The following is a 20,726-nucleotide window of genomic DNA, read 5'->3' as shown; positions in this document are numbered from 1 at the left end:
CGCCCGAAGCGGCCCGGGAAAATAACAAATCGATGTAGCAATAGGGGTGTTCCCGGTCCGCCGGTGATGCTACGTTGGTGACGTTCGCCCGTGATGAAGTTTGCAGGCGAAACGCAAGTTTGCCTGAGGTACCCCATGAGCTACGTTCTCGCCATTGATGTCGGGACCAGTTTCACGGCAGCCGCCGTTGTCCGTTTCCAGCAGGGGATCAAGCCCGTTCCGGAGTGCCTTCCGCTGGGTCTTCGCGGCTCTGCCGTGCCCTCCGTGGTGTACTACCCGGAGGAAGGCCCCATCCTGGTGGGCGAGGCTGCGGAGCGCCGGGGCCTCGATTCCCCCGGCCGCGTGGTGCGGGAGTTCAAGCGCCGGATCGGCGATTCCGTGCCGATCTCCGTGGGCACCTTGTCCCTGCCGCCCGAAGACGTCTTCGCCACCATGGCCCGCTGGGTGGCGGACCGCGCAGCGGAGCGGGAGGGGGAACCGCCGTCGGAAACCATCCTGACCCACCCCGCCGCCTGGGGCAGCCACCGCACGTCGGTGGTCCGGGACGCCCTTGCCGCCCACGGCCTGCCAAACGTCACCCTGCTGACCGAGCCCGAGGCGGCTGCGCTGCACTACGCCTCGCAGGTGCGGGTGGAGGACGGCAGCACGGTGGCCGTCTACGACCTCGGCGGCGGGACCTTCGATACCGCCGTCCTCCGCAAGACCGGCAGCAACCGGTTCGAGGTGCTGGGACGGCCCGAAGGCATTGAGGACCTGGGCGGCGCCGACTTCGACGCCGCTGTGTTCCGCTTCGTTGCCGCGAACACCGGCGAAACCCTGGCCCGACTCGACACCGACGATCCCAACGTGCTCGCGGCGCTGGCCCGGCTGCGGCGCGAATGCGTGGAAGCCAAGGAAGCCCTCTCCTCGGACAGTGAGGCCAGCATCTCCGTGCTCCTGCCCGGCCACCAGCAGCAGGTCCGCCTGGTCCGCTCCGAGTTCGAGGCCCTGATCGAGGAACCGGTCCGCGATACCGTGGACGCCCTGGAGCAGTCACTGGCGCAGCTGGAGCTTGAACCTGCAGACCTCACCGCCGTCCTGCTGATCGGCGGGTCCTCCCGGATCCCGCTCGTGGCGCAGCTGATCTCCGAACAGCTTGACCGGCCCATCGCCGTCGATGCCGATCCCAAATCCTCCATCTGCCTCGGGGCCGCCGTGTCCGCCGTGCTCGCGCAGCCCGAGGCTGCTCCCGCGGCCGCGGAGCAGGACGCCGAAGCCGCTGCCGCGGATCCTGCCGCCGAAGGCGGCCATATGCCCGTCAGGCCAGCCAGCTGGTCCCGGAAGGGTCCGGCGGCCGGTGCCGCTGCCGCCCACGGTCCCGGGCACGTACACCATGGCGGGGCGCATGCTCCGAAACCGACCGTACGGCTGACCGCCATCGCGGCCGCCGCCGCCATGCTCACCGTCCTGACGGCCACCGCCGCCCAAAGCCCGGAGGGACTGAACAGTCTGGCATCCGTCTTCCAGCCAGGCGCAGAAGCCGCACCCGAGGCGAAATCCGACGGCGGGTCCGGCGCCGGTGTCGGAACCGGCGGAGCAGCGGCGGGGGCCGCCGGCGATGCTGCGGAACCACTGGCGGGCATTGAGGCGGGAGTAAAGAAGCCGGCACCCGCGCAAAGTGCCGGCCTCGACGTCGAGGCATCACCCACCAGCCGTCCGTCGGCCAGCGCCACCGCCGAGAAGAGCGCATCCTCCACTGGAAGCGCCGCGGGCTCCGAGGCCGGCACCAGTGCCGCCGCTGCAGGCACGGGCTCCGGGACCGGAAGCACGACGCCGGGCGGCACCACCGAGCCCACCGGCACCCCAACGACAGGTTCGGGGTCGAATGAACCGGCGCCAGGCAAAACAGAGCCGACCGCGCCCGGCACCACCACCCCGCCGCCCGTGATCGTGGACCCAACGCCGGATCCGGTGCCTGTCGAGCCGACGCCGGAGCCCACACCGGTGGATCCGGTGCCCGTGGAGCCGACGCCGGAGCCCACACCGGTGGATCCGGTGCCCGTGGAGCCGACGCCGGAGCCCACACCGGTGGATCCGGTGCCCGTCGAGCCGACGCCTTCTGAAACAGTTGCCCCGCCACCGCCCTCCGAGCCCGCTCCGTCAGAGCCGGCCACAAGCACGGAACCGGTGGCCTAGCATGATGGGCGAACACACTGGAGTCGAAGAACCGGCATACCTTCCTGCGGAGCCGAACCACCAGGGACAGCCGGCCCACGCCGCGGAACAAATGGCCAGGCAGCTCAAGGGCGAGACCGCGGCCGTGCGGGAGCTGCTGCTGGCGTTGTCTGTTGGCTTCACCCTGCCGGGGCCGCTGCCGGTCGCCCTGCAGCGCAGGATCGACGGCGGCGAGGTGGACAGCCTGGACGTCCTGGTGCAACGGGCCGAGTCCGCAGGCCTGCTCACAGCCGATGGCACTGTTGTGGGACCGGCGCAGCACGCGTTGCTGACGGTCGCTCCCACCGCGAAAGTCCACGCGCTTCAGCGCGAACTGGTCTCCGCCTACGCCGCTGCCGGGCAGCCGCTGGGTGACGTGGCGCGGGAACTGGCCCGGGGCGGCCTTGCCGATACCCGGGTGGCACTGGAGTTGGAGCACGCCGCCAACAAGGCCTTGGACCACGATCCAGGACTGGCATACCAGCTGTACGGTGAAGCGCTGCTGGCAGGGGCCGACGAGATTGCCACTGCGGCCAGGCGAGCCCAGGCCGCAGCGGGCGACGGCGACCTGGACACCGCCACCCGGATTATCGACACCCTCCTGGTCGAGGAGGACCCGCCGGACGTGCGACGTGGGGCCGATGTCGCCGCCGCTGTCTGGGCGCAGCGCGGGATGCTGGCCCGCGGCGCAGATATCTACAGCTGGCTGGGAGCCTCCCGGGTGGGGCAATCGGCGCCCCTCGCCGCCGTCGCACTGCTCGGCTGCGGCAACCGTGCCGGTGCCGAGGCATTGTTCCGTGCGGACGCGCCGCCGGCCTCGCCCACGCTCCTGGCAACCACGCTCGCCCAGACCGGCAAGGGCCTCCTGGAGTCCCTGGCGGCTGATCCGCACCGGGGACTTCCCCTCCTGATCCATGCCTCGGACATGCTCAACGCTGCCGGCGCGGCGCTTCCCATGCCGGAGACACCCGCCGCGCTGGCCGCGCTGGTGGCCATGCACAGCGGCGAGCCGCACCTCGCCGAAACCGTCTGCCGCTCCGCGGCTGCGGCGGGCCAGGGCGGCAACGCGGCAAAACCCCGGCTCTTCCTGTTGCAGGCCTGGTCGGCGATGATGCAGGACAAACTCGAGGACGCCCGGCTCGCCATCAACGAGGCCTCCAAAACGAACCACTGGCCGCTGGTGCCGCGGGACGAATTCCTGTGTTCGGCACTGGAAGTTGGCCTCGCACGCCGCAACGGCGACGTTCCCGAACTCCTCAAGGCCTGGGAACGGGCCCGCGAGGCAATGCTGCACACATCCGTGGATCTTTACAGCCTGCTGCCGTGGGGCGAACTGATGATCGCCGCTGCCCGGATCCGGGAAACCCGCCGGGTGGTGCATTATTTCGACGAGGCGAACCGGCTGCTCGGCCGCCTGGGGGATCCGCCCCTGTGGGCAGTGCCGTTCCACTGGGCCGCCGTCCAGGCGGCCATGCTCAGTGAGAGCCCATCGGACCTGGCCCCCCACGCGGCAGCATTGGCCCGGGCGGCGAACCACAGCCATCTGGCGGCAGTGCTGGCCACCGCTGGCAAGGCCTGGGTGTCCGTGCTGGCCAACAGGTTCAGTCCCGCCGAGGTCGAGGCGGCGGCCCGGAGCCTGGGCAGGGTGGGAATGCCCTGGGAAGGTGCCCGGCTGGCCGGGCACGCCGCCGCGAAGGCGGACGACCGCAGGGACATGGTGCGGCTGCTGTCCTGCGCCCGCGACCTTCACCCGCAGGGCAGTTCCAACGGCGGCGGCGCTCCCGGTTCGGTCGACTCCGGTACCGGTACTGCCGAGACGGGCAACGGCATGCATCCGGACGGAACGGGGCTCAGCGAGCGGGAAAAGGAAGTGGCGCGGCTGGTGCTCGAGGGCAAGACCTACCGGGAGATCGGTGAAGCGATCTACATCTCCCCGCGCACGGCCGAACACCATATTGCCCGCATGCGCCGGCGCCTGGGAGCGGAGAACCGGTCAGACCTGCTGGCCCGGCTGCGCGTTGCCCTGAACTCGGAGAATCCCCCTCTGGAGTAAGCCCCTAATGCCCCTAACGGGGGCGGCGGCGGTTCCCCAGCCGGGGGACCGCCGGGAGGGGGAAACAGCCGGATGCCCGGTCCTGTACCCGGACCCTACGTTTGATCCAAGCCCGGCAACGACGCCAGGCGAACCTCAACTCAGAGAAACCAGGGGACCATCAAATGACACTCGCAAACGACCTCGTACAGTTCCTGATGCACCTCTTCGGCGACCGCCAGGCCGCGCAGGACTTCCTGGATGATCCGGAGAAGGTCCTGGAAGACCATGGCCTGGGCCATGTTTGCTCGGCAGATGTTGACGCCGCGATGCCGGTGGTCCTGGACTACGCACCCATTACGGTCAACTCCCGGTTCGACCGCGATTACAACACCGGCGGAAACACCTCCTGGACCGGCCACAACGACGGCGGCAACCACGGCGGCGGCGGCAACCACGGTGGCGGTGGACACGGCGGTGGCGGTGGACACGGCGGCGGGCACGGTGGCGGCGGCAACCACGGCGGCGACGACCACGCACACGCTGTCCAGCAGCTGCACCACGTGGTGAACAACTACTCGTACACCTCAACCGTGGATGACCGGGACAACATTGTTGACCAGTCCGTCAACCAGAACATCTGGGCCGACGGCGACGTCAAGCAGTGGTTCGACAACGATTCCGTCATCGCCTCCGGCGACCGCGCCGTTGCTGCCGGCGACGACGCCTACGTGAAGGATTCGAACAACATCGAGGATTCCTACAACACGGACAACTCGACCGACAACTCCACGGACAACTCGATCCACGCCGGCGGCGACGTCAACATCGGCAACGAGGAGACGGACATCGACGACTCCTTCAACACCGACCTGGACGTCGATGTTGACGACTCGTTCAACGACAACTCGGACAACTCCGACCACTCCACGAACGACTCCTACAACGACTCGACGGAGGACTCGTACAACGACAACTCCGATAATTCCGACAACTCCACGGACAACTCGGTTGACATCGACGATTCCTTCAACGACGAGAGCGTAGAGGTCGAGGACTCCTTCAACGAGGACCACTCCACCAACACCGACATCGACGTGGAGCTGGAGGATTCCTTCAACGACAACTCCACCACGGAAACCAACACCACCGAGGTGGATATCGAGGACTCGTTCCAGGACAACTCCACCGATGTTGACGTCGAGGTCGAGGACTCCTTCCAGGACAACTCGCAGACTGCGGTCCTTGAGGACAACATCATTGTCGCCGACAACGAACTCAGCTACTCGGAGGAGACCACCAACACCACCGAGATCGACACTGACATCGACGTCGAGGACGTGAACGTGGCAGGAGACGACGTAACGCTCTAGGAGGCAACGCTGTAGCAAAAACGCGGGATGCAGCCCGGCAGGTGAACCCAGAACACCTGCCGGGCTCTTCCCACCCCATCCCACATTCCAAATCGGGGCTCGAGGAAAAGGACACGCTGTGGCAGAAGCAGGACCGGCAAAACCCACTACCCCGGCGACGGCGGCGCAGCTCATTAAACTGGTGGAGCACGGCCTCCAACTGGTCGGCACCGGTGACCGGGCGGACCTCCGGAAGCGCCTGGACCAGACCCTGGGCAGGCTCAAGGACCCGAGCATCCGCGTCATCGTTGTGGGCGAGTTCAAGCAGGGCAAGAGCAAACTCATCAATGCACTGGTCAATGCCCCCGCTTGTCCCGTGGACGATGATATTGCCACCTCCGTCCCCACCGTGGTCCGGTACGGCGACCCTGCATCGGCCTCCATCCTGGTACCCAAGGCCGACAACGACGGTGCTGACGAGGCCAGCATGGAACGGCAGCCGATCCCGCTCGCAGACCTGCCGGCGTATGTCTCCGAGCAGGGCAACCCGGGAAACAGCAAGAAGCTCGTGGCCGCGGAGGTCTGCCTGCCCCGCAAGATCCTGACCGGCGGACTCACCGTCATTGACTCTCCAGGCGTCGGCGGGATGGGCTCTTCCCACACCCTCACAACCCTGACCGCATTGCCCACCGCCGATGCCATGCTCCTGGTGTCCGATGCGTCCCAGGAGTACACCGAACCTGAGCTGCGCTTCCTCCGCCAGGCGATGCGGATCACCCCCAGCGTTGTGGGTGTCCTGTCCAAGACGGATCTCTACCCGGACTGGCGGCGGGTGGAGGAAACGGACCGGGCCCATCTGGCCAGGGTGGCCCCGGATATCCCGTTGTTTCCAGTGTCCTCGGACCTGCGGCTGGAGGCCGCGCGGCTGCAGGACAGCGAGCTGAACACCGAATCCGGCTTTCCCGTCCTCATCACGCACCTCCGGAACGAGATTGTGGGCAAGGCCCAGCGCCTGCAGCGCCGTTCCGTCAGCCAGGACCTGCTCTCCGTGACGGAAAACCTGCGGCTCTCACTGCAGTCGGAGCTTGAAGCACTCGAAAACCCCGAGGGCACGCCCCGGATGATCGCCGAACTGGAACTGGCCAGGACCGAGGCGGACGAACTCCGCAAACGCTCGGCGCGCTGGCAGATCACCCTCAATGACGGCATCAGCGACCTCATCGCGGACATGGAATACGACCTGAGGGACCGGCTCCGCCGCATCCAGCGGGAAGCAGAGGCTGCCATCGACCAGGGGGACCCGGGGCCGAGCTGGAACGAGTTTTCCAGGTGGCTGGAGGAATGCGCCGCCGCCGCCATTTCAGACACCTTTGTCTGGACCAGCGAGCGGGCCCAGTGGCTGGCAGCACAGGTTGCCGAGCACTTCGCCGCCGAGGAAGTGTCGCTGCCGGTCATGCGTGTGTCCGACTCAGGCGATGCCCTGGATCCCGTGGACGCGATGCCGGACATGGAGGACGGCCGCATCAACCCGATGCAAAAAGTGCTGATCGGCATGCGCGGCTCCTACGGCGGCGTGCTGATGTTCGGCCTCCTGACCGGCATCTTCGGGATGGCCCTGATCAATCCGCTCTCCGTTGGCGCCGGCCTGCTGCTGGGCCGCAAAGCGTACCGGGAGGACAAGGAAGCGCGGCTCAAGCGACGGCAGGGCGAAGCGAAGGCGCTGGTCAGGCGGCAGATCGACGACGTCACCTTCCAGGTGGGCAAGCAGCTCAAGGACCGGCTTCGGCTGGTGCAGCGGTCCATCCGCGACCACTTCACCGAGATCGCCGAAGAACACCACCGCTCCCTGACCGATTCCGTGAGCGCGGCGCAGAAGGCTGCCACCACCTACGCGCTGGAGAAGGACGTCCGCATCAGGGACATCAAGGCCGAACTCAAGAAGGTGGATGCCCTCCACCGGGCGGCCGAGGTGGTGGCCGCCGAAGTGGCAGGAGTCCAGAAACTCACGTCTGTTGGCGCAGTATGACCGGTTCAACCATCGACGGAGCTGCCGGCCTGGTCCAGGAGGCCCTGAAAGTCTACGATGATGACCCGGTGGCGGCCGGGGCGCTGCACAACTACGCCCGCAGGCTGGCGGAGCCCCTGCGCATAGCCATCGCCGGCATGGTGAAGGCGGGCAAGTCCACGCTCCTGAACGCCATCATCGGCGAGGAAATCGCGCCCACGGACACGGGCGAGTGCACCCGGATCGTCACGTGGTACCGGTACGGCCACACGCCCCGCATCACCCTCCACCCCCGGGATGGGGAACCCCGCATCCTGCCGCTCAAGCGCGTGGACGGCCGCCTGGTGTTCGTCCTCGGAGACGTGCAGGCTAAGGATGTGGAACGGCTGGACGTGGAGTGGCCGTCGCCCACGCTGCGGAGCATGACCCTGATCGACACTCCGGGCATCGCCTCCCTTTCCGAGGACGTGTCTGCCCGGTCCACGAGCTTCCTGACCCCGGGGGACACGCCGTCGGAAGCGGACGCCATCATCTACCTGATGCGCCACATGCACGCCTCCGACCTCCGGTTCCTCGAATCCTTCCGCGACACCGAGGCAGGCCGCTCCGGCACCGTCAATGCGCTCGCGGTCCTGTCCCGCGCGGATGAAGTAGGCGCAGGGCGCATCGATTCGCTGCTCTCGGCCGGGGAAATCGCCGAGCGCTACCGGCGGGACCACAACCTGCGGAAGCTGGCCCTGGGCGTTGTCCCGGTGGCCGGCCTCCTTGCCCAGAGCGCCCGCACCATGCGCCAGCAGGACTTTGCCGCCCTGCAGCTGCTGGCCGGCCTGGAGCGTGCCGACCGCGAAAAGATGCTGCTCTCTGCCGACAGGTTCGCCAGGTCCGTCGGACCGGACGGCCTGACACCGGAGGCCCGGGCGTCCCTGCTGTCCAGGTACGGCCTGTTCGGCATCCGGCTGGCAGTGGTCCTGCTCCGCAACGGGTTCGACGAACCCACCCCGCTGGCCCACGAACTCGCCCGGCGCAGCGGCCTGGATCCGCTGCTGGAGCTGCTCAACCGGCAGTTCCAGGCGCGCGCGGAGGCGTTGAAGGCCCGGACCGCCCTGGTGGGGGTGGAGTCCCTGCTGCGCTCTTCACCCCGCCCGGACGCCGGACAGCTGGCTGCAGCGCTGGAACGCCTGCAGGCCAATGCCCACGAATTCCGGGAACTGCGGCTGCTTGCCACGCTGCGGACCACGGGAGTGCCCCTCCGCCCGGAACTGGCAGCGGAGGCGGAAAGCCTGATCGGGGGGTGGGGCGCCGCGCCACACGTCCGGCTGGGGCTGGGCGAGGACGCCAGCCCGGACGACCTGGCGGACGAGGCCCGCCGGTTCCTGCTCCGGTGGCGCTCGGTGGCCGAGAACCCGCTGACGGACCGTGCCGCGCTGGAGGCCTGCAGGGTTGTCATCCGCAGCTGTGAAGGAGTGCTGGCGGAAGCATCGGCCCTGCAGCGCCAGCGGCTCCGGCCCTCCGCCTGAGCGGGCAGCGGTCCACCTGAGCGGGCGGCCGTCCGCCTGAGCGGCCGGCGGTCAGCCGGCGCGGCTCGACTTCAGCCAGGCGTTCGCCGAGGGCAGGAAGAACATCACCAGCCCGGCCAGTGCCAGGAGCAGTTCGGCGCCCCAGAGGAGCAGCACGTAGCTGGCGCCGTCGCCGTCGGGAACGAGGAACGCGACGGCCACGATCATCACCAGCGCGTGGCCGGCGAGCAGCGGGATCAGGGCCCACCTGGCCCAGCCCTGCCGGCCCAGCACCACGCCCAGCATGGCCGCCTCAAGGAGGATCGCCAGCAGCAGGGCTCCTCCGCTTCCCCAAAAAACGATCCCGGTAGCGGTGGTGACGGCCTCGGCGTCACCGCCCGGCGCCATCTGCTCCACCACTCCGCGCAGCCGTTCCAGGTGCCCGTCGCGGGTGAGGAACGAGCCCACCAGGACGGCGAGGCCCGCCAGGAAACTGGCAAGCCACAGCGTGCGGCCATGCCTGATGGTGCCCGGGGCCGGCGGGATGACGGCGATCGGAGCAGGCGCGGAATAGGACAGCCCCGGCCGCGGCGGCGGCGCATGGGGAGTGGGAGGCGGTGCCGGGGGCTGGCCGGCGGGTGCAGCGGACGGTGGAGTGGCTGGCCCTTCTGGCGGATAAGCGGTCCCGGATGTGTTGATCCCGGGCCGTTCTTCTCCGTCAGATTGGCGAGCCATAGGTCCTACTTCCGTCCGTCGGTATCGCGTTCGTCGGTTTCGTGTTTGTCCTTGCCGCCGTCGTCCTTCGCCTTGGCATCCAGCTCGTCCTTGAGCTTCTTCAGCCGGGCAGCCTCGGCCTCGTTGCGGCGGCGGACCTCAAGGTTGCGAAGGAAATCGGGATCATCGTCCGGGGCGGTGGGGTGGCGGTAGTTCTGCTGCTGCGGGGCAGACCCGCGCGGACGCCCGATGAGCAGCCAGAGGATGGCGCCCAGGACGGGAAGGACGATCATCACCACGATCCATGCGGGTTTGGAGATTCCACGCGTGAGCCGGCCATCCGTGCGGATCACGTCCACGAGGCCATACACGAAGATGACGAGGACTGCCACGGCCAAAGCCACACGGAGGAGCATGCCTCCAAGTCTATCGCCCGCAGGGCCGCGGGAGCCCGGGCGGGAGACGGCTAAACTTGAATGTGGCCTTTTTGAAATATTCCCTGATCCGACTCGCCCTCTTCGCACCGCTGTTCGTGCTCTTCACGCTCCTGCAGCTGGGTGCCCTGATGTCCGTGATCTGTGCCGCCCTGATCGCCTTCGCCGTCAGCTACCTGTTCTTCCAGAAGCAGCGTGATGAGGCTGCCGCCGCCCTGCAGCGGCGGTTCTCCGGCAAGGCCAAGCCGCTCCGTTCGGCCAGTGAAGTCCAGGACGCCAACGCCGAGGACGCGCTCCTGGACGCCAACCCGGACATTGCCATCAGCAATGACGCCAAGGACCACAAGCCCCGCAGCCAGGGCTAGAACCCGTGGCTGAGTACCAGGCCCAGTGAGAACAGCAGGCTATAGCCGAGGTTGATGAGGCCGGTCTGCTTCAGCACCGGGATCAGGCTCTTGCGCTTGCGGCCGTTGATCATCAGCCAGGACGGCATCAGGCAGGCCGGGATCAGCAGCAGCACAATCAGCATCCATGGCCGCGCCGGAGCCAGGATGACCACCAACAGGATGGCCACGGCCAGCATCAGCACGTAGCTTTCCCGGGCATGCTTGTCGCCCAGCCGCACGGCCAGGGTCTTCTTTCCCACCTGCATGTCAGTGGGGATGTCCCGGACGTTGTTGGCCATCAGCAGGGCGGTGGCGATGAGCCCGGTGCCGATGGCGCCGATGATGGCGGGCAGGTTGATCTGCCCCGCCTGGGTGTAGGTGGTGCCGAGCGTGGCCACCAGGCCGAAGAACACGAACACGAACACGTCGCCCAGGCCCATGTAGCCGTAGGGGTTCTTGCCGCCCGTGTAGCCCCAGGCAGCCATGACGCAGCCCAGGCCCACCAGGATCAGCCACCAGCTCTGGGTGATGACCACCAGCACCAGCCCGAACACCATCGCCGCGGCAAAGGTCCCGAACGCGGCGCGCTTGACGTGCTCCGGCTTGGCCGCGCCGGAGCCGACCAGCCGCAGCGGGCCCACCCGGTCATCGTCCGTCCCGCGGATGCCGTCGGAGTAGTCGTTGGCGAAGTTCACGCCCACCTGCAGCAGCAGGGCCACCAGCGCGGCGAGGATGGCGTTGAACAGGAGGAACGAATCCATCTCGTAGGCTGCGGCGGAACCGATGAGTACCGGCGCTATCGCGGCAGGCAGGGTTCGCAGTCGCGCGCCTTGGATCCATTGTGCGGCTGTGGCCACGTTTAGTACCTCGTATTGAATCGGGAGACCGGCGGGGCGGAAAGCACGCGCTCGCCGCTTTGGTGCAGGTCCACTCTACTTTCCCTGGTGCAGGGCGCTGAGTTCGGCGGTCATGGCCAGCCGGTCGGGCTTGCCGTTGGGCAGCATCCTCAGGGCGGAGGCGGCCAGGACCGTTTTGGGCGCCAGCACCCCCAGCCTGCGGTGCCATTCCTGTTCAAGCACGACGGCGTGTTCCCCCGGTGCGGCGGAGCCGGCGGCGCCCGGGGCGGCAGCGTCGCCCGCCAGCGCAACATACGCGGCCACGGCCTGGCCCCACTCTGCGGAAGGGACGCCGGCCACGAACGCGGCCGTCACGCCGTCGGACTTTTCCAGTTCCTCCTGCACGTGCAGCGCGGACACTTTCACGCCGCCGGTGATGATCACGTCGTCCATCCTGCCCAGCACGGTGAGCCGGCCGTCGTCGTCGATGCTGCCGAGGTCATTGGTGCGGTACCAGCGCACGCCGTCCTCCTCGAAGAACGTGCCGGACTCCTGGTCCGGGGCCTCGAGGTAGCCGGCGGCGATGGTGTCGCCGCCCAGCAGGATCCGGCCGTCCCCGTCCACCCGGACCGAGACGCCTTCCAGGGGATAGCCGTTGTAGATGCAGCCGCCGGAGGATTCCGCGGAGCCGTAGGTGGTGACAACGCGCACGCCGGCGTCCCGGGCAGCGTCCAGCAGCGAGTCGGGCGCCGGGGCCCCGCCCAGGAGGACGGCGTTGAACCGGCGGAGCACCGCGAGGGTTTCGGCTGACGGGTCGTCAAGGAGCCGCTGCAGCTGGGTGGGGACCAGTGAGGTGAAGCGGATTTTGTCCGTCAGTTCCTGTGCCGCGGCGGTGAAAGCCTCCGGCGTGAACCCGCCGGACATGTCCATGACCCACGGGCGGGTGCCGGCGAACAGCGACCGTACAAGGACCTGGATGCCTGCCACGTACTGCACCGGGAGGGCCAGCAGCCACTGCCCTTCACCCTTCAGTGCCAGTGCCGTGGCCATGGAGGATGCGGCAAGGGATTCCACGGTGAGGACCGTGGCCTTGGGCGTTCCGGTGGATCCGGAGGTGCGGACCACGGCCACGGCATCGTCGCAGCCGGGCGTTTCAATGTGGCCGACCACCAGGGAGCCGTCCCCGGCGAGGGAAAGTTCGACGGCGGGGCCCTCGCCATGGAGGGCGGCCGCGAGGGCCTTCAGGGCCGGCTCAATGCTGAGCGCGTTCATGTGCCGCTCCTGCCTTAGAAGTAGTGCGGGAAGGAGGACCAGTCGGGGTCGCGTTTTTGCAGGAAGGCTTCCTTGCCCTCCACCGCCTCGTCCGTCATGTAGGCCAGCCGGGTGGCTTCACCGGCGAAGACCTGCTGGCCGGCCAGGCCGTCGTCGGCAAGGTTGAAGGCGAACTTCAGCATCCGGATGGCCTGCGGCGATTGGCGGGCGATGTCCGCGGCGTACTCCAGGGCCACCTCCTCGAGGCGTTCGTGGTCCACGGCCTCGTTCACGGCGCCCATCCGGACCATGTCCTCAGCGGAATATTCGCGGGCCAGGAAGAAGATCTCCCGGGCAGCCTTCTGCCCGATCTGGCGGGCCAGCAGCGCCGAGCCGTAGCCGGCGTCGAAGCTTCCCACGGTGGCGTCGGTCTGCTTGAACTTGCCGTGCTGGCGCGACGCGATGGTGAGGTCAGCCACCACGTGCAGCGAGTGCCCGCCGCCGGCAGCCCAGCCGTTGACGACGGCGATGACCACCTTGGGCATGGTCCGCATCAGCCGCTGGACTTCCAGGATGTGGAGCCGGCCGGCCCTGGCGGGGTCGATGGTTTCCTGGGTCTCGCCGTCGGCGTATCTATAACCGTCCCGGCCCCTGATCCGCTGGTCCCCGCCGGAGCAGAACGAGTGGCCGCCGTCCTTGGGGGAGGGGCCGTTGCCGGTGAGCAGCACGGTGGCCACGTCCGGGGTCATCCGTGCGTGGTCCATGGCCCGGTAGAGCTCATCGACGGTGCCGGGCCGGAACGCGTTGCGGACCTCGGGCCGGTTGAAAGCGATCCGGACCGTGGGCAGGTCACGCACCCAGCCGCCGTCGGAATCCCGCTCCACCTGGCGGTGGTAGGTCATGTCCTGGAAGTCCTCAAAACCGGACACCACGCGCCAGCGGGTGGGATCGAAGACGTCGGACACCGGGGCAGGGATCTGGTTGCTCACCGTCCAAGTCTAGTAATCAGGCCTGGCGGATGCAGAACCCGGTTGCCCGCCGGGTCCGCAATGGGGTGCCAGGAGCGCGGTCCTGGCGGTCAGTACCGGCGCCTAGGCCGGAACTCCCTGCTGGAGCTGTTCATACAGTTCCGGCGGGATGGCGTAGATGAAGACGACGGCGAGCAGGTTCTTGGCGGCGTGGACGAAGTAGGAGAACATCAGGTTCTTCCCGGTCCAGACGTAGACGAACACCAGGGTGGCGCCCATCGCCAGGTAGGGCAGCAGCGCCGTCAGGGTGATCGCCTCCTGCCCCACGATGTGCAGCGCGGCGAACAGGACCACGGACAGTGCGCAGCAGATCCAGATGTTAACGCGCCTGCTGAGCTTGCCGATCAGCAGGTGGCGGAAGATGTACTCCTCCACGAACGGTCCGGCCACCACGATGACCGGCACCATCAGCCAGGCCGGCACCTGCTGCATGAGCTCCTGCAGCCCTGCCTGGTTCGCCGAGGTCTGCACGTCGCCGCCGGCCGCCACCACGATGGCCGTCAGGATCATCATGGCGATCACCGCTGCGGGGATCATCAGCAGCGTGAACCAGGGCCGGGTGCCGAGCACCAGCAGGTCCCGGGCCACCACCTTCCGGGCAGCGAGCAGCGCGAGGATCCCCACGGAGCCGTAGAACAGCAGGTTCACCGCGTACGACGCTGCCGCCGGGCTGGGGGCCACCTGCCGCAGGAAGGGCGCCAGGAGTTCACCGGCCACGGCAAAGAACCCCGCGATGGCCACGTACATGGCCAGCGTGGTGAAGTCCAGGGGAGTGAACCGGTAGAGCTGGGGCTGCGGAGCGGGCGGGATGCGGTGGGCGGTTGCCATGGTTTCAGCCTAGTCCGGGGAAGGCGAAGCTGCGTTGCCCGCGCAAACCCGCTTCGCGTAAAATGTTCGGTATGCCTAAATTTACGTTTCGGTGCGCCAAAGTAGCCGCCCGGACCAGTGCCCAGCAGCGGACCCGCCTTCGCGCCGCGGCGCTTGCCGCCGTCGTGCTTTCCCTCCTGCTCACGGCCTGCGGAGGCGGCGCCGCCGGCAACGGCGACGACGGCAAGAAGGTGGTCCTGACCACCTTCACCGTGCTGGCCGACGTCGCCCGGAACGTTGCGGGGGACAAGCTCACCGTGGAATCCATCACCAAGGCGGGCGCCGAGATCCACGGCTACGAGCCGACTCCGGGGGACATCCGGAAAGCGTCCAAAGCCGACCTCATCCTGGACAACGGGCTGAACCTGGAAGCGTGGTTCGCCCAGTTCGTGGAGGGGCTGGACGTGCCGCACGCCGTGGTCAGCGAGGGCGTGGAACCGATGAACATCAGCGAGGACGCCTACCAGGGCAAACCGAACCCGCATGCGTGGATGTCGCCGTTGAACGTCCAGGTCTACGTGGACAACATGGTGAAGGCCTTCTCGGAACTGGACCCGGACAACGCCGAGGCCTTCAAAGCCAACGGTGACGCCTACAAGGCCGAACTCCAGGCCGTGCAGGACCAGATGACCACCCGCCTGGCCGGAGTGCCGGAAGCGCAGCGCGCCCTGGTCACCTGCGAGGGCGCCTTCTCCTACCTGGCCCGCGATGCCGGGCTGAAGGAGCTCTATATCTGGGCCGTCAACGCCGAGCAGCAGGCCACCCCGCAGCAGATCACCCGGGCCATCGAGTACGTCAAGGTCAACAACGTTCCCGCGGTGTTCTGCGAATCCACCGTCTCGGACGCCCCCATGCAGCAGGTGGTCGGTGCCACCGGCGCGAAGTTCGGCGGCACCCTCTACGTGGACTCGCTCTCCGAAGCGGACGGTCCCGTGCCCACCTACCTGGACCTCATCAGGCACGACGCCGACGTCATCACCAAGGCCCTCACCGGAGCCGGGTCATGAGCACGCCCGCCATCCTCGTTGACAACGTGACCGTCCACTACGGCGAGGTCCTGGCGCTCGATGCCGCCTCCCTCACCCTGGATCCCGCCCGGATCTGCGGCCTGGTGGGCATGAACGGCTCCGGCAAGTCCACGCTGTTCAAGGCGATCATGGGCATGATCAAGCCCGATGCCGGCACGGTCCGGATCAACGGGCAGTCCCCCGGGCGGGCCCGCCGGGAAGGCGGGATCGGGTATGTGCCGCAGAGCGAGGACGTGGACTGGCAGTTTCCGCTGTCAGTCCGCGACGTGGTGATGATGGGCCGGTACGGGCACCAGGGCTTCACTCGCCGCGCGTCCAAAGCCGACCGCGCCGCCGTCGACGAGGCACTGGACCGGGTGGAACTGGGCGAGTACGCCGGGCGGCAGATCGGCCAGCTGTCCGGCGGCCAGAAGAAACGCGCGTTTGTGGCCCGCGGGATAGCGCAGGGGGCCACCACCATGCTCCTGGACGAACCCTTCGCCGGCGTGGACAAGCGCTCCGAGGCCACCATCACCCGGCTCCTTCGCGAGCTCGCCTCCGACGGCTGCACCATCCTGATCTCCACCCACGACCTGCACGCCCTGCCCCAGCTGTGCGACGAGGCCGTGCTGCTGATGCACCGGGTGCTCATGCACGGGCCGCCGGAGCAGGTGCTGCAGCCGGAAAACCTGGCAATGGCCTTCGGACTGGACGTGCTGAACCGCGACCTGCCGGACCAGGACGTGCGTGCACGGAAGGAATGGACCGCCTGATGGAACTCCTCCTCGAACCCCTGTCCTATGACTTCATGGTCCGGGCCATCATCACCACCGCGCTCGCCGCCGTCGTCTGCGCCGTGCTCAGCTGCTGGCTGGTCCTGATCGGCTGGTCCCTCATGGGCGACGCCGTCTCGCACGCGGTGCTTCCCGGCGTCGTGCTCGCCTACATCGTGGGTGCGCCGTTTGCACTGGGTGCGCTGGTGTTCGCGCTGGTGGCGGTCACCCTGATCGGGGTGGTCCGCAACACCAGCCGGGTGAAGGAAGATGCCGCAATCGGCATTGTTTTCTCCTCGCTGTTCGCGCTGGGCCTGGTGCTGATCTCCGTCACCCCCAGCCAGACCGACCTCAACCACATCATCTTCGGCAACCTCCTCGGCGTCAGCATCCCGGACCTCATCCAGGTGCTGGTGCTCGGCGTGGTGGCCTTCGCCATCCTCATCCTCAAGCGCCGCGACCTCACCCTGTACGCCTTTGACCCCACCCACGCGCATGCCATCGGGCTCTCGCCCCGCCGGCTCGGCGCGCTGCTGCTCGGCCTGCTGGCCCTGACGTCCGTGGTGGCGCTGCAGACCGTGGGCGTGGTGCTGGTGGTGGCCATGCTCATCATCCCCGGAGCCACGGCCTACCTGCTGACGGACCGGTTCTCCCGGATGCTGGTTATCGCGCCCACCATCTCGGCGCTCTGCTCCGTGGCGGGCATCTACATCAGCTACTACCTGGACACCGCGTCCGGGGCCATGGTGGTGCTGACCCAGGGCGTGGTGTTCGGCGCCGTCTACCTTTTCAGCCCGCGGCAGGGCCTGATCGGGACCCGGCTGGCTAAGGCCCGGCGCCGGAAAGCGGCTGCACTGGCGGTGTGATTCCCGCGTCCTGCGGTGCTTGCCCGCCGCCTTTCCGCCGTTGCCCTCGCCGTTTCGACGGTTCCCTGCCCGCTCGACGTTTCCCGCCATCGAGTGTGCAGGGAACCGTCTAAAGGGCTTACGACGGCGGCACGCAGCCCGGTGCCGTCGGACCACTCGGCGGTCCTGAGGCGGGCACCCCCGGAAACGGTGAGGTTGGCGTAAAGGGATCTTTACGGCGGAACCGGTGAGCTGAAACATCGGCGGCGCAGGATGGGCAGTGCCAGTTGTTGTGCTGCCGAAAGGATCCCGCCCGTGCTGACCCAGAATCTCTTCCTGCAGGGCATCTACTCCTTCCACGGCGCCGGAATGGAAAAGCCCGTGCCCATCCACAGCGAGCTCCTGCACTACGTCCCGGATGGGGTGGTCAACCAGACGCTGTACTTCCGCGGCGGCAATTCCAGTCCGGAACTGATCGCCGTGGTGCTCATCCGCAACGGGGTCCCCATGCGCTACTTCCCCATCGGCGCGAAGAGCGATGTCCACGTTCCCCTGCGGGTGGTGGAGGACATCGAAGGCGGCACTGCCATTGAACTGCACGTGGCCGCGCCGGAGGGTGTGTCCGGAACCGTGGTGGTGGACCTGGGTATGGTGGAGCACTGATGGCCACGGTCCTGGTCAACCCCCGGACCCTGCGGTCCGCCCGGAAGCAGCGCCGGCAGTTGGTGGTCATCGGCAACGGGATGGCAGGGGCCCGGGCCGTGGAGGAGATCCTGGCGCGCGGCGGCGCTGACATGTTCACCATCACCATGTTCGGGGACGAGCCCTACGGGAACTACAACCGCATCATGCTCAGCAACGTCCTCTCCGGGGACGAGACCGACGCCGGGATCCTCCTGAACCCCCTGTCCTGGTACCAGGAGAACGGCATCACGCTGCACGCCGGGGTCCGGGTGGACAGGATTGACCGCTTTGCCAAGAACGTGCACTCCAGCGACGGGAGGGTAACCCCGTACGACACGCTGGTAATCGCCACCGGGAGCCGTTCGCACCTGCCGCCGATGGACGGGTTGTACACACCCGCCGGGTCCCTCAAACAGGGCATTTTCGGGTTCCGCACCATCGATGACACACGGAACATGCTGGCCCACGCGCGGGCCGGCCATACCCGGCATGCCGTGGTGATCGGCGGGGGGCTGCTGGGGCTTGAGGCGGCGTCCGGGCTCCGCCGCCACGGGGTGTCCGTGGACGTGGTCCATTCCGGCGGGCACCTCATGAGCGCCCAGATGGGGCCCGACGGCGGGGCGGTGCTCCGCCGCAGCGTGGAGGCCCTGGGCATCGGCGTGCTTACCGGCTGCCGGACCACCGCCGTGCTGGGAACCGACAGGGTCACCGGGGTCCGGCTGCGCGACAGGCCCGATCTTGAGTGCGACATGGTGGTGATGGCTGCCGGAATCCGCCCCAACGTGGACCTGGCGGTGCTCAGCGGGCTGCCGGTGGAGCGGGCCATCGTGGTGGACGATTCGCTCCGGGTCCAGGACGAGGACGATATCTACGCCGTGGGGGAATGCGTCCAGCACCGCGGCGAGGTGTACGGCCTGGTGGCACCGCTCTGGGAGCAGGCGGTGGTGCTGGCCAACCACGTGACGGGCGCGGACACGTCGTCGGCGTACCTGGGCACCCGGACGGCCACCAAGCTGAAGGTGGCGGGGGTGGAGGTGGCCTCGATGGGCCTGCACGGGCCGGAACTGGACACGGATGAACACATCGTCTTCTCCGAGCCCAGCCGCGGGGTGTTCAAGTCGATTGTGGTCCGGGACAACAAGATGGTGGGTGCCACGCTCCTGGGCGACAGCCGCAAGGTGGCCTACCTCGCGCAGGCGTACGGCAGCGGGCTGCCGCTGCCGGAGGAACGGCTGGGCCTGATGTTCGACCTTGGAACGCCGGGCGGGGAGACTGGTGTGGAGGAGCTCGACGGCGGCGCCCAGGTCTGCAACTGCAACGGCGTCAGCAAGGACGCGCTGGTGCAAGCCGTGAAGGGCGGCTGCACCACGGTGGCCGGAGCCATGGAAGCCACACGCGCCGGCAAGGGCTGCGGCTCCTGCAAGCTGCTGGTGGGCCAGGTGGTGGAATGGGCTGCCGGGGGAGCCGTGGAGGAGGACCCCGCCGCCAACTACTACGTTCCCGGCATCCCACTGGACAAGGCCGCGCTCATGGCCGAAATCAGGAGGCTGGGGCTGCGGTCCGTCTCCCAGGTGTTCCAGGCCCTGGCGCCGGACGGCCAGGAGGACGCGAAGTCCAAAATGGGCCTGGCCTCGCTGCTCAAGATGATGTGGGCCGGCGCGTACATCGATGAACGTGATGCCCGGTTCATCAACGACCGGGTCCATGCCAACATCCAGCGCGACGGAACTTTCTCCGTGGTGCCGCAGATGAAGGGCGGCGTGACCAGCGTCGAGCAGTTGCGGCGTATCGCCGACGTTGCGGAGAAACACAACGTGCCGCTCATCAAGCTCACGGGCGGGCAGCGGATCGACCTGCTGGGCATCCGCAAGGAGGACCTGCCGCAGGTCTGGGCCGACCTGGACATGCCGTCCGGGTACGCCTACGGCAAGAGCTTCCGCACCGTGAAGACCTGTGTTGGGAAGGACTTCTGCCGCTACGGCACCGGGGATTCCACGGCCCTGGGCATCAGGATAGAGTCCCGGTTCCAGGGGCTGGAGTCGCCGGCGAAGCTGAAGCTGGCTGTCTCCGGCTGCCCCCGCAACTGCGCGGAATCCCTGGTGAAAGACGTGGGCGTCGTGGCCGTGGAAGGCGGCCGCTGGGAAATCTACATCGGAGGAGCGGCGGGAGCCCACATCCGCAAGGGGGACCTACTGGCCACCGTTGACAGCCAGGACGAGGTCATGGTCCTGGCGGGCCGGTTCATGCAGTACTACCGCGAGCACGCCAACTGGCTGGAGCGGACGTACTCGTTCGTGCCGCGTGTCGGCATCGAGCACCTGCGGGCCGTGATCGTCGAGGACTCGGAGGGGATCGCCGGCAGCCTGGACGAGGCCATGCAGGCTTCGGTGGAGGGCTACGCGGATCCGTGGCGGGAACGCGACGACCCCCAGACGCCGGGCCAGTTCCGGACTTCTCTGCCGCTGACGGTCCTGCCGCAGGTGCCGGTCCGATGAGCGGCACGCAGGCGCGCAGCCACAACCTCGGCCCCGTGGACCAGATCCCGGTCGGGGAGGGCCGGGCCTTCGGCGTCGACGGAATGCAGGTGGCGGTCTTCCGGCTGCGGGACGGTTCCGTGCGCGCGGTCTCGGCCGTCTGCCCGCACCGGGGAGGACCCATCGCGGACGGCACCATCGACCGGCATGTGGTGATGTGCCCCCTGCACCAGCACGCCTTCGACCTCGCCACCGGCTGCTCCACCACGGGCATGGACCCGCTGCAGAGCTACCGGGTCAGCCTGGACGGGCAGCAGAATCTGGTCCTGGAGACGGAGCCTGTGTAGCC

General features: G+C 68.1%; 18 protein-coding genes. 12 read left to right on the top strand and 6 right to left on the bottom strand.

Annotation, left to right across the window (positions count from 1 at the left end; translation table 11 throughout):
- Positions 1-135 precede the first annotated feature (135 nt).
- The 5 genes from ACJJV6_RS04100 to ACJJV6_RS04080 all read left to right on the top strand — a co-directional run bounded on the left by ACJJV6_RS04100 (position 136) and on the right by ACJJV6_RS04080 (position 9,099).
- On the top strand, positions 136-2,175 hold the full coding sequence (locus ACJJV6_RS04100; RefSeq protein WP_407710010.1) for an Hsp70 family protein: 2,040 nt from the start codon (positions 136-138) through the stop codon (positions 2,173-2,175).
- A gap of 1 nt (position 2,176) precedes the next feature.
- Positions 2,177-4,246 carry a LuxR C-terminal-related transcriptional regulator gene (locus tag ACJJV6_RS04095; protein WP_009356668.1) on the top strand — a complete coding sequence of 690 codons (2,070 nt, stop codon included), beginning with the start codon at positions 2,177-2,179 and terminating at the stop codon, positions 4,244-4,246.
- 164 nt (positions 4,247-4,410) lie between these two features.
- Positions 4,411-5,598: an IniB N-terminal domain-containing protein gene (locus ACJJV6_RS04090; RefSeq protein WP_009356667.1), complete on the top strand. Its 1,188-nt coding sequence runs from the start codon at positions 4,411-4,413 to the stop codon at positions 5,596-5,598.
- Positions 5,599-5,716: 118 nt separating this feature from the next.
- The gene (locus ACJJV6_RS04085) at positions 5,717-7,603 is read left to right on the top strand and encodes a dynamin family protein (RefSeq protein ID WP_354175929.1); all 1,887 of its coding nucleotides are present in this window, start codon (positions 5,717-5,719) and stop codon (positions 7,601-7,603) included.
- The gene (locus tag ACJJV6_RS04080) at positions 7,600-9,099 is read left to right on the top strand and encodes a dynamin family protein (RefSeq protein WP_009356665.1); all 1,500 of its coding nucleotides are present in this window, start codon (positions 7,600-7,602) and stop codon (positions 9,097-9,099) included. Before ACJJV6_RS04085 ends, ACJJV6_RS04080 begins: the two co-directional genes overlap by 4 nt.
- 51 nt (positions 9,100-9,150) lie before the next feature.
- On the opposite strand, the gene ACJJV6_RS04075 is transcribed toward ACJJV6_RS04080, so the two are convergent.
- Both ACJJV6_RS04075 and ACJJV6_RS04070 read right to left on the bottom strand, forming a co-directional pair.
- On the bottom strand, positions 9,151-9,813 hold the full coding sequence (locus ACJJV6_RS04075; protein WP_354175927.1) for a hypothetical protein: 663 nt from the start codon (positions 9,811-9,813) through the stop codon (positions 9,151-9,153).
- 5 nt (positions 9,814-9,818) lie between these two features.
- A complete protein-coding gene (locus tag ACJJV6_RS04070; RefSeq protein WP_009356663.1) occupies positions 9,819-10,208 on the bottom strand; it encodes a PLD nuclease N-terminal domain-containing protein in 390 nt (129 codons plus the stop codon).
- 62 nt (positions 10,209-10,270) lie between these two features.
- On the opposite strand from ACJJV6_RS04070, the gene ACJJV6_RS04065 reads away from it, so the two are divergent.
- Positions 10,271-10,591 (top strand): DUF4229 domain-containing protein, encoded by a 321-nt coding sequence (locus tag ACJJV6_RS04065; RefSeq protein WP_009356662.1) that lies wholly within the window; start codon positions 10,271-10,273, stop codon positions 10,589-10,591.
- On the opposite strand, the gene ACJJV6_RS04060 is transcribed toward ACJJV6_RS04065, so the two are convergent.
- From ACJJV6_RS04060 to ACJJV6_RS04045, 4 genes are all read right to left on the bottom strand, one after another.
- Complete coding sequence (locus ACJJV6_RS04060; RefSeq protein ID WP_354175925.1) at positions 10,588-11,469, bottom strand: 1,4-dihydroxy-2-naphthoate polyprenyltransferase; 882 nt, start codon at positions 11,467-11,469, stop codon at positions 10,588-10,590. The genes ACJJV6_RS04065 and ACJJV6_RS04060 overlap by 4 nt on opposite strands.
- Positions 11,470-11,544: 75 nt before the next feature.
- Positions 11,545-12,720, bottom strand: a complete 1,176-nt coding sequence (locus ACJJV6_RS04055; RefSeq protein WP_407710009.1) for an AMP-binding protein — start codon at positions 12,718-12,720, stop codon at positions 11,545-11,547.
- Positions 12,721-12,734: 14 nt separating this feature from the next.
- Positions 12,735-13,688 carry a 1,4-dihydroxy-2-naphthoyl-CoA synthase gene (locus tag ACJJV6_RS04050; protein ID WP_407710008.1) on the bottom strand — a complete coding sequence of 318 codons (954 nt, stop codon included), beginning with the start codon at positions 13,686-13,688 and terminating at the stop codon, positions 12,735-12,737.
- A 102-nt stretch (positions 13,689-13,790) separates the two neighbouring features.
- Positions 13,791-14,555 carry a lysostaphin resistance A-like protein gene (locus tag ACJJV6_RS04045; RefSeq protein WP_407710007.1) on the bottom strand — a complete coding sequence of 255 codons (765 nt, stop codon included), beginning with the start codon at positions 14,553-14,555 and terminating at the stop codon, positions 13,791-13,793.
- A 71-nt stretch (positions 14,556-14,626) separates the two neighbouring features.
- Here ACJJV6_RS04045 and ACJJV6_RS04040 point away from each other — a divergent pair, with 71 nt between their 5' ends.
- The 6 genes from ACJJV6_RS04040 (at position 14,627) to ACJJV6_RS04015 (ending at position 20,724) form a co-directional block, all read left to right on the top strand.
- A complete protein-coding gene (locus ACJJV6_RS04040; protein ID WP_407710006.1) occupies positions 14,627-15,601 on the top strand; it encodes a metal ABC transporter substrate-binding protein in 975 nt (324 codons plus the stop codon).
- Entirely contained in the window at positions 15,598-16,374 is a 777-nt protein-coding gene (locus ACJJV6_RS04035) for a metal ABC transporter ATP-binding protein (protein WP_407710005.1), read from the top strand. Before ACJJV6_RS04040 ends, ACJJV6_RS04035 begins: the two co-directional genes overlap by 4 nt.
- On the top strand, positions 16,374-17,240 hold the full coding sequence (locus ACJJV6_RS04030; protein ID WP_009356656.1) for a metal ABC transporter permease: 867 nt from the start codon (positions 16,374-16,376) through the stop codon (positions 17,238-17,240). Before ACJJV6_RS04035 ends, ACJJV6_RS04030 begins: the two co-directional genes overlap by 1 nt.
- Before the next feature lie 294 nt (positions 17,241-17,534).
- Complete coding sequence (locus ACJJV6_RS04025) at positions 17,535-17,882, top strand: molybdopterin oxidoreductase (protein ID WP_407710004.1); 348 nt, start codon at positions 17,535-17,537, stop codon at positions 17,880-17,882.
- A complete protein-coding gene (nirB, locus tag ACJJV6_RS04020; RefSeq protein WP_407710003.1) occupies positions 17,882-20,398 on the top strand; it encodes a nitrite reductase large subunit NirB in 2,517 nt (838 codons plus the stop codon). Before ACJJV6_RS04025 ends, nirB begins: the two co-directional genes overlap by 1 nt.
- Positions 20,395-20,724 (top strand): Rieske (2Fe-2S) protein, encoded by a 330-nt coding sequence (locus ACJJV6_RS04015; protein WP_407710002.1) that lies wholly within the window; start codon positions 20,395-20,397, stop codon positions 20,722-20,724. The genes nirB and ACJJV6_RS04015 overlap by 4 nt, the downstream gene beginning before the upstream one ends.
- Positions 20,725-20,726: the final 2 nt, after the last annotated feature.

The sequence above is a fragment of the Arthrobacter nitrophenolicus genome (assembly GCF_045833485.1).
In the GTDB taxonomy this organism is placed as follows: domain Bacteria; phylum Actinomycetota; class Actinomycetes; order Actinomycetales; family Micrococcaceae; genus Arthrobacter; species Arthrobacter nitrophenolicus.
This window is presented reverse-complemented; position numbering and strand designations above follow the sequence as displayed.

Coding starts and splice junctions, on each gene's coding strand:
- ACJJV6_RS04100 (WP_407710010.1), top strand. CDS start 136: ATGAGCTACGTTCTCGCCATTGATGTCGGGACCAGTTTCACGGCAGCC.
- ACJJV6_RS04095 (WP_009356668.1), top strand. CDS start 2,177: ATGATGGGCGAACACACTGGAGTCGAAGAACCGGCATACCTTCCTGCG.
- ACJJV6_RS04090 (WP_009356667.1), top strand. CDS start 4,411: ATGACACTCGCAAACGACCTCGTACAGTTCCTGATGCACCTCTTCGGC.
- ACJJV6_RS04080 (WP_009356665.1), top strand. CDS start 7,600: ATGACCGGTTCAACCATCGACGGAGCTGCCGGCCTGGTCCAGGAGGCC.
- ACJJV6_RS04075 (WP_354175927.1), bottom strand. CDS start 9,813: ATGGCTCGCCAATCTGACGGAGAAGAACGGCCCGGGATCAACACATCC.
- ACJJV6_RS04070 (WP_009356663.1), bottom strand. CDS start 10,208: ATGCTCCTCCGTGTGGCTTTGGCCGTGGCAGTCCTCGTCATCTTCGTG.
- ACJJV6_RS04055 (WP_407710009.1), bottom strand. CDS start 12,720: ATGAACGCGCTCAGCATTGAGCCGGCCCTGAAGGCCCTCGCGGCCGCC.
- ACJJV6_RS04045 (WP_407710007.1), bottom strand. CDS start 14,555: ATGGCAACCGCCCACCGCATCCCGCCCGCTCCGCAGCCCCAGCTCTAC.
- ACJJV6_RS04040 (WP_407710006.1), top strand. CDS start 14,627: ATGCCTAAATTTACGTTTCGGTGCGCCAAAGTAGCCGCCCGGACCAGT.
- ACJJV6_RS04035 (WP_407710005.1), top strand. CDS start 15,598: ATGAGCACGCCCGCCATCCTCGTTGACAACGTGACCGTCCACTACGGC.
- ACJJV6_RS04030 (WP_009356656.1), top strand. CDS start 16,374: ATGGAACTCCTCCTCGAACCCCTGTCCTATGACTTCATGGTCCGGGCC.
- nirB (WP_407710003.1), top strand. CDS start 17,882: ATGGCCACGGTCCTGGTCAACCCCCGGACCCTGCGGTCCGCCCGGAAG.
- ACJJV6_RS04015 (WP_407710002.1), top strand. CDS start 20,395: ATGAGCGGCACGCAGGCGCGCAGCCACAACCTCGGCCCCGTGGACCAG.